This window comes from Halomonas sp., assembly GCF_031581305.1.
Taxonomy (GTDB): Bacteria; Pseudomonadota; Gammaproteobacteria; order Pseudomonadales; family Halomonadaceae; genus Halomonas.
Map to the genome: position 1 here is coordinate 1 of NZ_JAVLBC010000101.1, position 11,877 is coordinate 11,877.

Consider the following 11,877-nt stretch of genomic DNA (forward strand, 5'->3'; position numbering starts at 1 on the left):
GATGGCGAAGCGGTGGGATTCGTCGCGGATATGCTGGATCAGGTGCAGGGCGGGGGAGGCACCGTCGAGGTCCAGGCTGCGGTCGACGGTCTCGACGAACAGCGTTTCGAGCCCCGCCTTGCGTGTGGTGCCCTTGGCCACGCCCAGTAGCATGACGCCGTGCACGCCCAGCTCGGCGAACACGTCCCTGGCCATGTTCAGCTGTCCCTTGCCGCCATCGACGATCAGGATATCCGGACATTCGCCTTCGCCCTCCTTGATCCGCTTGAAGCGGCGGACAAGGGCTTGACGCATGGCAGCGTAGTCATCTCCCGCCGCCACCCCCTCGATGTTGAAGCGCCGGTAGTCGGACTTTCGCGGCCCGTTCTCGTCGAAGACCACGCAGGAGGCCACCGTGGCTTCGCCATGGCTGTGGCTGATGTCGAAGCACTCCAGGCGGCGGGGGGTGTCCTGGAGTGCCAGGGCTTCGCGCAGGGCCGCAAAGCGCTTCGACAGTTGGGTCTGGCTGGCCAGCTGACTGGCCAGCTGCTGTTCGGCGTTGGTGCGGGCCAGCTCCCGCCACTGGGCGCGATGGCCGCGGACCTGGTTGGTGAGGCGAATGCGCTTGCCCGCGCGTTCACCAAGCGCGCGGGCGATCAGGTCGGTATCCGGGACCGGGTGGCTGGTGATCACCTCTGCCGGGATCTCCCTGGCTTGGCCCAGGTAGAACTGGCTGATGAAGTCGCCGAGCAGCGCCTCGTGGCCCAGGTCGAGCCCATTGGCCGGGGTATGGTGCCGGGCCCCCAGCAGGCGGCCCTGGCGTACCGTGAGCACCGAGATGCACAGCGCCCCGGGGCGGCTGGCCAACGCGAAGACATCGGCATCGCCGCCGCCAGTGTCGACGAACTGGCGCTGCTGCATCTGGCGCAGGTGCTGGACCTGGTCGCGCAGCCGGGCGGCCTCCTCGAAGTCCAGTCGGACGCTGGCCGCCTCCATGGCCTCGGTCAGCTCGCGGGTCACCGCCTCGCTCTTGCCCTCGAGACACATCACCGCATGCTCCAGGTCGCGGCGATAGTCCGCTTCGCTGATGTAGCCTACGCAGGGGGCACTACAGCGCTGGATCTGGTACTGCAGGCAGGGGCGGGTACGGTGGGCGAAGACGTTGTCCTCGCAGTTTCGGATGCGGAAGATCTTCTGCATCAGCGACAGGCTCTCGCGCACGGCGCCGCTGCTGGGATAGGGGCCGAGGTAGCGGCCGTTGTCACGGCGCACCCGGGCGCGCTTGTACTCCAGCGCGGGGAAAGGGTGGCGGTCGCTGACGAAGATGAAGGGGTAGGACTTGTCGTCGCGCAGCAGGATGTTGTAGGGCGGGCGCAGTTCCTTGATCAGCGTCTGTTCGAGCAGCAGGGCCTCGGTCTCGCTGTTGGTCACCGTGACCTGGATATCGGCGATGCGGCTCACCAGAGCCTGGGTCTTGGTGTTGAGGGCGCCGCGGAAGTAGCTCGCCAGACGCGCCTTGAGGCGGCGCGCCTTGCCGATATAGAGGGTCTCGCCCTGCTCGTCGAGCATGCGGTAGACCCCTGGGGATTCGCTGACGCTGCCGAGGAAGTCGCGGGAATCGAAGCTCATGGAGAGGGTGTGCCGGGGACGAGAAGCGAAGTCGTCATTTTACCAGATCGCAACCACTGGGAAGGCGTTCAATCGGCGTCGGTGAAGTCGTCGACCAGCCCGTGACGCAGGCCTAGGTGAGTCAGCTCTACATCGGAGGTCACACCGAGTTTCTCGAAGATCCGGTAACGATAGGTGTTGACGGTCTTGGGGCTGAGGAACATGCGGTCGGCGATGTCGACGACACGCTGGCAGTTCACGACCATCATCGCGACCTGGAGTTCGCGCTGGGAGAGCTGGTCGAAGGGGTTGTCCGGCGCATCGAGGCGCGACAGCACCAGTCGCTGGGCGATCTCGGGACTGATATAGCGCTTGCCGCCGAACACGCAGTGGATCGCCTCGACCATTTCGTCATGCTGGCAGCCCTTGCTGATGAAGCCGTGCGCCCCGGCCTCGAGCAGGCGCTGGGCGAAGGTTTCCTCGATGAAGGCGGTCAGTACCAGGATGCGGATGTCGCTGGCAAAGCGGTGGATCTTGCGGGTCGCCTCCAGTCCGCCGATGCCAGGCATGCGGATATCCATCACCACGATGTCCGGCTCGAGCTTGCGCGCCTTGGTGATGGCCTCCTCACCATCAGCTGCCTCGCCGACCACGCGGATCCCGTGCTCGGCATTCAGCAGGTGGGCGATACTGGTCCGTACCAGGTGGTGGTCGTCGGCGACGAGAACCCTGATCAACGCGGATGCTCCTGAAAATGAAATAAGTGAGTGTCGTCCCGAGACGAGGCCTGGCTTAAGTAAGCTGCCAACATGTCGGCCGGCTCGGTATCAGTCTCGTCAGCGTGGCACAACTCGCCCCTAACGGGAATTGGCACAAGGCAGGAGAGTAAAAGTGCTCCTGTGGGGTTGACGAATTCGGTAGGGGAACATAATATACGCCTCGTTCTCGCAAGGCGGGAACGTCGTGGGGCCTTAGCTCAGCTGGGAGAGCGCAACACTGGCAGTGTTGAGGTCAGCGGTTCGATCCCGCTAGGCTCCACCAAGAACTTTCATGAAACGCCGCCTGAAGCCCTGCTTCAGGCGGCGTTTTCGTTGATGTACGCCCGTCAACGCCCTTGCCGGCCTGAACGGCATGATCGGTCCACCGTCGCTGCCCGCTTGCCGGGGCGATATCCTCCATTACGAATGGCGAACAGTGCAGTACCCTGTAGCTCGGGTCCGGTTATCAGGGAGAGGCCATCGTGGGGTATCGCTTCCAGCATCACATTCGTCTCGCACCGGGTGTGCGACTCACCACCTGCAAGCTACGCCCCGGGCTCTCGGTTGGACCGCCCGGCATTCGTCTGCAGCTGGCGACCGGTCAACGGGGCGAAGTCCTGCCGGTGGACCTCGATATTGCCGCCAACGGAGAGATCCGCTACCGACATCCCGACGGGCGCCGGCTTCCCGATGCGGAGGCCCGAGTGCTTCGCCGCCAGGACGAGGCGACGATACGCGCAGCACTCGAGGCGCACTGCCAGCAACTCAATGCCGAAGTCGACCGGCTCGGCCGCCTGCACGAGCAGACGCCACCACCCGGGTCGACCGGCTATGAGCCACGCAGCTACCCGGTGTCTCCCCCCGCGCCGGTGAACCTGGAAAAGCCCGACTGGCGGCATCACCTCTGGCCGGGTGCCCGAGCGCGACTCGACCGCGAGAATGCGCGCCGTGAGGCGTCACATGCCCAGGCCTACCGCACCTGGGAGTGGCAGAAGGCCGAGTTCGATGCCCGTGAGTTCGAGCGTCAGCAGCGCGAGGAACTGGCGGCCTGGGAGGATCCCGAGGCCATGCAGCGGACGCTTGCCGATCGGCTGGACGAGCTCGGCTGGCCGCGTGAGACGCGGGTCGACTTCGAGCTGAGTGACGACCTCCGCACCATCGCCCTGGACATCGACCTGCCGGGGGAGGAGGCGTTGCCTGACCGCTACTGGAGCATGCCTGCCAAGCGCCTCAAGCTCTCGCCACGCAAGCTTGGCGTCACGCGCCAGCGCGAGCTCTATCGGCGTCATGTGCATGGCGTGGTCTTGTTCGTGCTGGGGACGGTCTTTGCGCGGCTGCCGGGAATCGAGCGTGTCCTGATTTCCGGCTATTGTCAGGCCAAGGGGCCAACTGGCGATGGGCATCAGGTCCATTATCTCATCAGCGCCAAGGTCACCCGCGAAGCGTGGGAGGGCATTGACTTCGACCGACTGGCGCGACTCGACCCGGCCGAGGCCCTGGCAGACTTCTCGTTGCGGCGCGAGATGAACCGGGGCGCCACCTTCCGCGACATCACGCCCTTCGAGCTGGACTGGCGCTGGCGGTGACGCCGGCTGTGTCGTCCGCCCCAGGGTGTCCCGTCGGACATGGGCCATCTCGGGCGACGCCTGCTAGCTTGACCTCAGGGCGACGAAATGAGGAGAGCGGCGATGGGCGATGCCTTCGAGCTGGCTGATGACCTGGGACCCGAGAAGGTCCTCTACCTGCATGACCCGGCCACGGGGCTCCGGGCCATCCTGGTGGTCGACAACGTGGCGGCCGGGCCGGCCATCGGCGGCACGCGCATGGCGCCGGACGTGAGCCTGGCGGAATGTGCGCGGCTGGCCCGCGCGATGACCCTGAAGAACGCGGCGGCCGGCCTGGCCCATGGCGGGGCCAAGGCGGTGATCTTCGCCGATCCCGCAATGCCGGCCGATGACAAGGAGCGTCTGGTGCGTGCCTACGCTTATGCGCTGAAGGACGTGACGGACTATATCGTCGGCCCGGACATGGGCACCGACGAGACCGCCATGGCCTGGGTGCACGACGTCATCGGCCGCTCGGTGGGGTTGCCGCGGGAGATCGGCGGCATCCCCCTGGATGAGATCGGCGCCACCGGCTTCGGCCTGGCCGTCGCCCTCGAGGCAGCTGAGCCCTTCGCGACCCTCCCGATCGCCGGTGCGCGGGTCGCCATCCAGGGCTTCGGGGCGGTCGGCATGAACGCCGCGCGCTTTCTCGTCGAGCGCGGCGCGCGGCTTGTGGCGGCATCGGATTCGGCGGGCAGCCTGGCGCGAGCCGAGGGCCTCGATGTCCCGGCGCTGGTCGACTGGAAGCGTCAGGGTGGTCGCCTGGCCGAGTTCCCGGGCGGCGAGGGTGGGGCACGCGATGCCATCATCGACGCCGAGTGCGACATCTGGATCCCGGCGGCGCGACCCGACGTCATCCACGAGGGTAACGTGGATCGGCTTCGGGCCCGTGTGGTGGCGGAGGGGGCGAATATCCCGGTGACCGAGGCGGCGGAGCGGCGGCTCGCGGAGCGTGGCGTGCTGGTGCTGCCGGACTTCATCGTCAACGCCGGCGGGGTGATCTGCGCGGCCGTCGAGCACCGTGGCGGCAGTCAGGGGCAGGCCCTCGAGAGCATCGCGGAGAAGATCCGCGCCAACGTCACCGAGGTGCTCGAGCGCGCCGAGGCCGCCGGAGGGCTTCCCCGTCAGGCGGCCGTCGAGATGGCCCGGGAACGCGTGGTCACCGCCATGCGCTTTCGTCGGACCTGGTGACCGGGGCGCGGTCTCCCTGCCACCCGCCGGGCGGCGTTCAGTCGGTCGTGGCCTGGCCGGCGCTGAGAATATGGTGCAGGCCGGCGCACGTCACCAGGGGGTCGTCGCAGTTGACCACGATGTCGGAGCGGGCCAGCACGTAGCTCTTGCCGGTGATGGTGTTCTCCACGACCGTGTGGGTCCCTTCCTGTCGCGTGCCGGTGAACTCGCCGATGAAGCCGGTCTCGCGCAGCGAGACGGTTTCCAGCTTGTCGCCGGGCTCGATGGTGCCCTCGTGGCGCATCAGGGCCAGGCGCGCCGAGGTGCCGGTGCCGGTGGTGCTGCGGCAGATCACCCCCGGGTGCACATAGGTGGCCGAGCGCGAGCGGTAGAAGTCGTCGGCGACCTTTTCGACCGGTCCCATGAAGTGCAGGAAGGGCAGCGGGCCCACGTCGCCCAGGGTGTAGTGGGAGAAGCCGCGCTCGGCCTGGATCGCTTCGACGATCTTGTGGGCACACTGGGCGAGTTCCCGCTCCTCGTCGCGGTTGAGGTGGAAGCCCAGCTCGGTGGCGTCCACCAGGGCGTAGAAGCCGCCGCTGTAGGCCACCGAGTAGGTCACGTCGCCAAGGCCAGGTACATGCAGGCTGGCACGGTAGGTGTCGATATAGCTGGGCAGGCCGCCGCAGGTGATCGCCTCCACGACGCCGTTCTCGACCACTGCCTCGATCTGCACCAGCCCTGCTGGCGACTCCAGCTTGAAGCGCTGGCGTCCCTCCTGCTTGGGTACCAGGCCGCTCTCCAGCACCGCCGTGGCGGTGCAGATGGTGTTGGAGCCGGAGTAGATGGGATACCCCATCACCTCCATGATGATATAGCCCACTTCGGCGACCGGGTTGGTGGTGGGCACGATCAGGTCCACCGACATCTCGGGAATGCCGTAGGGCTCCTCCAGCAGCAGCTTGCGCAGGCCATCGGCATCGTCGCGCAGGTAGTGCATCTGGTCGCGCACGGTGGCGCCGGGCAGAGGATCGATGCCGCCGACCACGATACGGCTGACATCGCCGCCGGCATGGGTATCGATCAGTTGCAGGGTCAGTGCCTGGCTCATGAGTGTCCCTCGAGAGCGAAGGGCGCACCATGCTCGGCCCACTGGCTGTCGGGGACGATCACGATCTTGCCCAGGAAGTTGCTGCCGCGGCTGACGAAGTAGCGCTCGGCCTCGTGCAGATCCGATAGCCGAAAGGCGGCATGCAGTACCGGCTTGAGCTTGCCGGAACGGATCCAGGCGATCAGCTGCTCGGCCTCCTCGCGGGTGCCGTGGGAGACGCCAAAGATCTGCACCTGGTAGAGGTAGATGCGCGTCCACAGGATCTCGCTGATGTTGCCGCCGCTGGCCCCGGCGATGGAGAGGCGCGGGTAGGTGCTGCGTACCTTCATGTCCTGGATCATGGTGTCGATGAAGCGGTCGGTCATCTCGCCACCGACCAGGTCCATCACCGCGTCGATGGGCACGCCGCCGGTGGCCTCGAGCACCCGCTCGGCGAAGCCCTCCAGATCGCCACGGTCGATCACCGCCTCGGCACCCAGCGCCTCGAGGGCTGCTGCCTTCTCCTGCTGGCTCACCGCGTAGGGCACCGCGCCGACGATACGGCAGAGCTGGATCAGTGCCGTGCCGACCCCGCCGCTGGCGCCGGAGACCAGCACCCGCTCGCCGGCCTTCACCCCGGCCGAGGTCATCATGTGGTAGGCGGTCTGGTAGGAGCACATGCCCAGGGCGGCGAGCTCGGCATCGGCAAGCTCGGGGTTGGGGACGTGGTGGAACTGGTCCGAGGGCACGGCGACATATTCGGCGAAGCCGCCGTCGGCGCCGTGGCCGAAGTAGTCCGGGGTCAGGTTGATGTCGCGCCGGGCATCCGGGTAGAGGTTGAAGTCGAGCAGGCCGCGTTCGCCGATCCGCGAGGCCTCGACCCCCTCGCCCACCGCCACCACGCGCCCGGCGATGTCGGCGCCCTGGATGCGCGGGAAGGTCAGGGTCGGCTCGCCGCCCATGGCAAAGGAGGTCACTTCGCCCTTCTTCACCGGGTAGAGCCCCTCGCGGGCCTTGCGGTCGGTGTTGTTCTTGGCGGTGGCCGTGACCTTCACCAGCACCTCGCCGGGTCCCGGCCGCGGGGTCGTCACGTCGTCGTGGTAGACCAGCCTGTCGACGTCACCATGCCCGGTCAGCAGCATGGCGGCCATGGTATCGGGAAGGGTCTCGCTGCTCACTGGGTGCCTCCTTATCGTCTGCGGGGTCGACTCGGGCAGACGATAGCAGACTTCCCCGTCCCGACGTCATCCCCTCTGGCGGGGTGTGGAAGGGAGTCGCGCCAAGTCAGCCGCCGTCGCGGTGCCAGAAGGGCTGTCCCACCGTCGGCGTGCTGGGACTGGCGGTCTGGCGCTGCTGCATCAGCCCGGCCAGGTAGGCCTTGCGGCCGGCGCGGATGGCCTCGGCGAAGGCCTCGGCCATCAGCGGCGGGCGATGGGCGCGGGCCACGGCGGTATTGAGCAGCACGCCGTCGAAGCCCATCTCCATGGCCTCGGCGGCCTGGGAGGGGGCGCCCAGGCCGGCATCGATGATCAGCGGCAGGTCGAGGCGCTGGCGCAGGGTCTGGAGGGCATAGCGGTTCATCAGCCCGCGGCCGGTGCCGATGGGCGAGCCCCAGGGCATCAGCGCCTGGCAGCCGGCATCGCGCAGTCGCTGACAGAGCACCAGGTCGTCGGTGCAGTAGGGCAGCACCTTGAAGCCCTGGTCGACCAGTTCCCGTGCCGCCTCCAGCAGGCCGAAGGGGTCCGGCTGCAGGTTGTAGTCGTCGCCGATCACCTCGAGCTTGATCCAGGGCGTACCGAAGAGCTCGCGGGACATCTGGGCCAGGGTGATCGCCTCCCGGGCCGAGCGGCAGCCGGCGGTGTTGGGCAGCAGCCGACAGCCGCTGTCGCGCAGGATCTGCCAGAAGGCGTCGCCGTCGCCGGACGCGGGGTTCTGCCGGCGCAGGCCCAGGGTGACCATCTCGCAGCCGGCGGCCCGGATGGCCTCCTGCATCACCGTGGGCGAGGGGTAGAGGGCGGTGCCGAGCAGGAAGCGGCTGGCGAAGGCCTCGTCATAGAGCGTCAGGGTATCGTCGTGCAGCGCGTCCATCATCCACCTCCCACCGGGGCCACGATATCGATGCGGTCGTCCTCCTGCAGGACCCGTCCGTCGTAGGCGGAGCGGGGGACGAACTCGCCGTTGACCGCCACGGCGACCCGGCGGTCGGCGTAGTGCCACGTCTGCAGGGCGTCGGCGAGCGGTGTGCCGGCGGGAAGGCGAGTGGTCTCGTCGTTGAGGCGCAGGGTGATCTCGTTCATGCAGCATTCTCCTGCGGCGGGCGAGCCGCCAGAATGTCGGCGAAGGGCCGGTCGCCGTGGCCGCGAATCCCGGCCAGCAGGTGGCAGACCACGGCCGGCGCGAGCAGGTAGCCGTGCCGGAACAGGCCATTGGCGGTGACCAGCCCCTCCTGGTGGGTGACATGGGGCAGGTTGTCGAGGAAGGCGGGACGCAGATTGACGCCCTGCTCCAGAATGCGGGCTTCGGCAAAGGCCGGGGAGAGGGTATACAAGGCACTGCCGAGCTCCAGCGAGGACTGCAGCGACACGGGTGAACGGTCCTCGCTCTCGATCTGAGTGGCGCCGATGACGAAGCGATGCCCTGGCTTGGGGACCACATAGAGCTGGTAGCGGGGGTGCATCAGCCGTACCGGACGCGAGAGCCGGATCTCGGCGGTCTGCACATGGAGGGTCTCGCCGCGCACGCCCCGCAGGCTCGGATGGTGCTGCCGGGCGCCGGTGCCACGGCAGTCGACGACCAGGTCGAAGCGCCGGTGGCCCTCCGCGGTGGCGACTTCGCCGGGGAAGGTGTCCACCGGGCAGTGGGCATGGCACTCCCCGCCCAGGGTGCGGATCTCGTCGAGCAGGCGGCTGAGCAGGGCGCGGTTGTCCAGGTGGGCCTCGTCCGGCAGGAACAGCCCTTGGCGGAAGCCGGTCGCCAGGTCGGGCTCCAGCCCCTGGATCTCTCGGGCGTCGAGGAACCGGCACGGGGCGTTGCCGCCCAGCGCATGGTCGAGGTCACGGCGGAACTGGGTGAGCTCGTTCAGGTCCTGGGGGTGCGCCACCATCAGGCTGCCGTTCTGCCTCCACAGCGACGAGGCGTCGAGGGCCTCGAGCCACGTCGGCCACTGGGTCAGGGCGAAGCGACCCATGTCATGGACGCAGCGCTCGGACACCGCCGTCTCGCACAGCGGGGCGACCATGCCGGCGGCGGTCCAGGCAGCAGAGGGAGGAGAATCCAGGTCACCGGCGTCATAGAGGGTGACGGCGTGCCCGTCGCAGAGCAGCTGCCAGGCAACCAGACGCCCTAACAAGCCAGCGCCAGCGACGGCGATGTGATCGGTGGTGGGTATCAAGATAGCGACCATCCAGGAGGAGACATGGCTGACCAGGCGGGATGGTGGCAGGGGGCGGGCAGGAGTGACACACGCTTGTTCCCTCCGCAGGCATCAACCTGATCAGGTTCAACGGGTTCGGCCGTACCGATCTCAGCCCCCGTGCACGCCTCCATGAGCGAACCGGGGCTCCCCGACAAGTCCTGCCAACATAACCAAAGATGCCCGAGCACGCAATCTCGTCGCGCGTCGGGGCATCAGTGGGGATGGCGTCCTGTTCGGCTCAGGCGCAGTCGGCCGCCCCTTCGCCGAACATGTCGAACAGCAGCTCGCGTCCGAGGCCGGTCAGTACGAAGTGCTGCTGGGTATTCCAGGTGGCGGCCTGGCTGGTTTCGAGGATGTGCTGGCAGGGGGCCCAATCATCGGAGGCGTCGCCGAGTGCCTTCAGGGCGCTGCGGTCAAGACCCCGGTGCGGGACGGTGACCGTCTCGAGCACATGGCCCTGGCGATAGAGCAGGGCGGCCATGTTGGAGAGGCACTGGCGCAGGCTACGTTGCATGCCGTTGGTGCTGGGGGTGTCGTATCTCATGCTGCCGCATCTCCTGGTTGGGGTATGCTGCAGCGCATTATACATGCGACGAAGGTCGATGTCATACCAAGGTCTAAGGCGTCCTGCCTGATACAGAAGGACGCCGGATGGGTCGGCGTCCCTTAACTCTCCACGCGGCCCAGCAGCAGGAACTCGATCAGTGCCTTCTGGGCATGCAGGCGGTTACCGGCCTCCTGCCAGACCACGGCGCGCGGGTCATCGAGCAGGGTCGTACTGATCTCCTCGCCGCGGTGGGCGGGCAGGCAGTGCAGAAAGAGCACGTCGTCCTTGGCTCTGTCGAGCATGACCTCGTTCACCTGGAAACCGGCGAAATCCGCCTCGCGCTTGGCCTGCTCCTCTTCCTGGCCCATGGAGGCCCAGACGTCGGTGGTGACCAGGTCGGCATCCGTTACGGCCTGCATCGGATCACGGAGGATGGTCACCCGGTCGCCGGCGGCGGCGAGGATGTCCTGGCGGGGCTCGTAGCCATCCGGACAGCAGATGCGCAGGTGGAAATCGAACTGGCGGGCGGCATTGATCCAGGAGTGGCACATGTTGTTGCCGTCGCCGATCCACACCGCGGTGCGGCCCTTGACGCTGCCGCGAAGCTCGGTCCAGGTCATCACATCGGCGAGCAGCTGGCAGGGGTGATAGTCGTCGGTGAGGGCGTTGATCACCGGTGCCGAGCTGGCAGCGGCATACTCCTCAAGGCCAGCGTGGGAGAAGGTGCGGATCATCACCGCATCGACCATCTCCGCGAGCACCCGGGCGGTATCGCCGATGGGCTCCCCGCGGCCGAGTTGGGTGTCGCGGGGCGAGAGGAACAGTGCATGGCCGCCGAACTGCGCCATGGCGGTCTCGAAGGAGACGCGGGTGCGGGTCGAGGACTTCTCGAAGATCATCGCCAGGGTGCGGTTGGCGAAGGGCGTATAGGTCGGCCCGTGGGTCTTCAGGCCGTTCTTGATCGAGATGGCGCGCTGGATCAGGTAGCGCAGCTCGTCCGGACTGAGGTCAAGCAGGGTGAGGAAATGGCGGGTGGCCATGGGGTCGCTCCACGGGGAAAAACCACCATCCTAGCCAGCCCATGGGGGATGCGCAACGCGTCCGTCATCAGTAGAATGGCTTCCATCCACAAGGCTGACCAGTACACTCGGGTATTGCCCGCACGCTGGACGGCCTCGGTCTATCGAGGCCCGGTCCATTGGGCCCCGGGCAAATGAAAAAGGGAGATGTCATGAGCACCACCGTCGAGAATATCCAGCGCCAGATCAGCGAGAACCCCATCCTGATCTACATGAAGGGCACCCCCCAGCTGCCCCAATGCGGCTTCTCCGCCCAGACCGTCCAGGCCCTGATGGCCTGTGGCGAGCGCTTCGCTTTTGTCAACGTCCTGGATAATCCGGACATCCGTGCCGAGCTGCCCAAGGTGGCCAACTGGCCGACCTTCCCGCAGCTGTGGGTCGAGGGCGAGCTGGTCGGCGGCTGTGACATCGTGGTCGAGATGCACCAGAACGGCGAGCTGGAAAAGCTGGTCAAGGAAGCTGCCGCGAAGCACAACCAGACTTCGTCTGGAGCTTGAAGCCATCAGCTTGAAGCTTGAAGAAAAAACACCCCCGTAGCAGTGCTGCGGGGGTGTTTGCTATTGGGGGGCGAGCTTATGCTGCTTTCCAGCTTCCAGCTTCCAGCTTCCAGCTTCCAGCTTCCAGCTTCCA

At 67.1% G+C, this 11,877-nt stretch carries 12 protein-coding genes, 1 tRNA gene and 1 riboswitch; of the genes, 4 read left to right on the plus strand and 9 right to left on the minus strand.

Annotated elements, in window-relative coordinates; translation table 11 throughout:
• Positions 1–1,608 (minus strand): excinuclease ABC subunit UvrC (gene uvrC / locus RI841_RS09820; RefSeq protein WP_310705422.1); only part of this gene is annotated, 1,608 nt, incomplete at its 3' end.
• A 68-nt stretch (positions 1,609–1,676) separates the two neighbouring features.
• A complete protein-coding gene (locus tag RI841_RS09825) occupies positions 1,677–2,324 on the minus strand; it encodes a response regulator (protein WP_310705423.1) in 648 nt (215 codons plus the stop codon).
• 228 nt (positions 2,325–2,552) lie between these two features.
• Between RI841_RS09825 and RI841_RS09830 the strand changes: the two genes are divergently transcribed.
• From RI841_RS09830 to RI841_RS09840, 3 genes are all read left to right on the plus strand, one after another.
• Positions 2,553–2,628, plus strand: a tRNA-Ala gene (locus tag RI841_RS09830).
• A gap of 199 nt (positions 2,629–2,827) precedes the next feature.
• Entirely contained in the window at positions 2,828–3,931 is a 1,104-nt protein-coding gene (locus RI841_RS09835; RefSeq protein ID WP_310705424.1) for a DUF4236 domain-containing protein, read from the plus strand.
• Between the two features lie 102 nt (positions 3,932–4,033).
• The gene (locus RI841_RS09840) at positions 4,034–5,140 is read left to right on the plus strand and encodes a Glu/Leu/Phe/Val dehydrogenase (protein ID WP_310705425.1); all 1,107 of its coding nucleotides are present in this window, start codon (positions 4,034–4,036) and stop codon (positions 5,138–5,140) included.
• A 37-nt stretch (positions 5,141–5,177) separates the two neighbouring features.
• On the opposite strand, the gene RI841_RS09845 is transcribed toward RI841_RS09840, so the two are convergent.
• The 7 genes from RI841_RS09845 to argF form a co-directional block, all read right to left on the minus strand.
• Positions 5,178–6,227, minus strand: a complete 1,050-nt coding sequence (locus tag RI841_RS09845; RefSeq protein ID WP_310705426.1) for a proline racemase family protein — start codon at positions 6,225–6,227, stop codon at positions 5,178–5,180.
• Positions 6,224–7,357 (minus strand): alcohol dehydrogenase catalytic domain-containing protein, encoded by a 1,134-nt coding sequence (locus tag RI841_RS09850; protein ID WP_310705434.1) that lies wholly within the window; start codon positions 7,355–7,357, stop codon positions 6,224–6,226. Before RI841_RS09850 ends, RI841_RS09845 begins: the two co-directional genes overlap by 4 nt.
• A 133-nt stretch (positions 7,358–7,490) precedes the next feature.
• Positions 7,491–8,297, minus strand: a complete 807-nt coding sequence (locus RI841_RS09855) for a thiazole synthase (RefSeq protein WP_310705427.1) — start codon at positions 8,295–8,297, stop codon at positions 7,491–7,493.
• Complete coding sequence (thiS, locus tag RI841_RS09860) at positions 8,294–8,503, minus strand: sulfur carrier protein ThiS (RefSeq protein ID WP_310705428.1); 210 nt, start codon at positions 8,501–8,503, stop codon at positions 8,294–8,296. Before thiS ends, RI841_RS09855 begins: the two co-directional genes overlap by 4 nt.
• Positions 8,500–9,609, minus strand: a complete 1,110-nt coding sequence (gene thiO, locus RI841_RS09865) for a glycine oxidase ThiO (RefSeq protein WP_310705429.1) — start codon at positions 9,607–9,609, stop codon at positions 8,500–8,502. Before thiO ends, thiS begins: the two co-directional genes overlap by 4 nt.
• Before the next feature lie 50 nt (positions 9,610–9,659).
• Positions 9,660–9,782: riboswitch (TPP riboswitch) on the minus strand.
• A gap of 77 nt (positions 9,783–9,859) precedes the next feature.
• Positions 9,860–10,165, minus strand: coding sequence for a hypothetical protein (locus RI841_RS09870; protein ID WP_310705430.1), 306 nt, complete (start codon positions 10,163–10,165; stop codon positions 9,860–9,862).
• A 122-nt stretch (positions 10,166–10,287) separates the two neighbouring features.
• Positions 10,288–11,208 (minus strand): ornithine carbamoyltransferase, encoded by a 921-nt coding sequence (argF, locus tag RI841_RS09875; RefSeq protein WP_310705431.1) that lies wholly within the window; start codon positions 11,206–11,208, stop codon positions 10,288–10,290.
• Positions 11,209–11,399: 191 nt separating this feature from the next.
• On the opposite strand from argF, the gene RI841_RS09880 reads away from it, so the two are divergent.
• Positions 11,400–11,744: a Grx4 family monothiol glutaredoxin gene (locus tag RI841_RS09880; protein WP_310705433.1), complete on the plus strand. Its 345-nt coding sequence runs from the start codon at positions 11,400–11,402 to the stop codon at positions 11,742–11,744.
• Positions 11,745–11,877: the final 133 nt, after the last annotated feature.

What these genes read in the sequence shown, in the direction of transcription:
- RI841_RS09840 (WP_310705425.1), top strand. Translation starts at nt 4,034, where the DNA reads ATGGGCGATGCCTTCGAGCTGGCTGATGACCTGGGACCCGAGAAGGTC.
- RI841_RS09845 (WP_310705426.1), bottom strand. Translation starts at nt 6,227, where the DNA reads ATGAGCCAGGCACTGACCCTGCAACTGATCGATACCCATGCCGGCGGC.
- RI841_RS09850 (WP_310705434.1), bottom strand. Translation starts at nt 7,357, where the DNA reads ATGGCCGCCATGCTGCTGACCGGGCATGGTGACGTCGACAGGCTGGTC.
- RI841_RS09855 (WP_310705427.1), bottom strand. Translation starts at nt 8,297, where the DNA reads ATGATGGACGCGCTGCACGACGATACCCTGACGCTCTATGACGAGGCC.
- thiS (WP_310705428.1), bottom strand. Translation starts at nt 8,503, where the DNA reads ATGAACGAGATCACCCTGCGCCTCAACGACGAGACCACTCGCCTTCCC.
- thiO (WP_310705429.1), bottom strand. Translation starts at nt 9,609, where the DNA reads ATGGTCGCTATCTTGATACCCACCACCGATCACATCGCCGTCGCTGGC.
- RI841_RS09870 (WP_310705430.1), bottom strand. Translation starts at nt 10,165, where the DNA reads ATGAGATACGACACCCCCAGCACCAACGGCATGCAACGTAGCCTGCGC.
- argF (WP_310705431.1), bottom strand. Translation starts at nt 11,208, where the DNA reads ATGGCCACCCGCCATTTCCTCACCCTGCTTGACCTCAGTCCGGACGAG.
- RI841_RS09880 (WP_310705433.1), top strand. Translation starts at nt 11,400, where the DNA reads ATGAGCACCACCGTCGAGAATATCCAGCGCCAGATCAGCGAGAACCCC.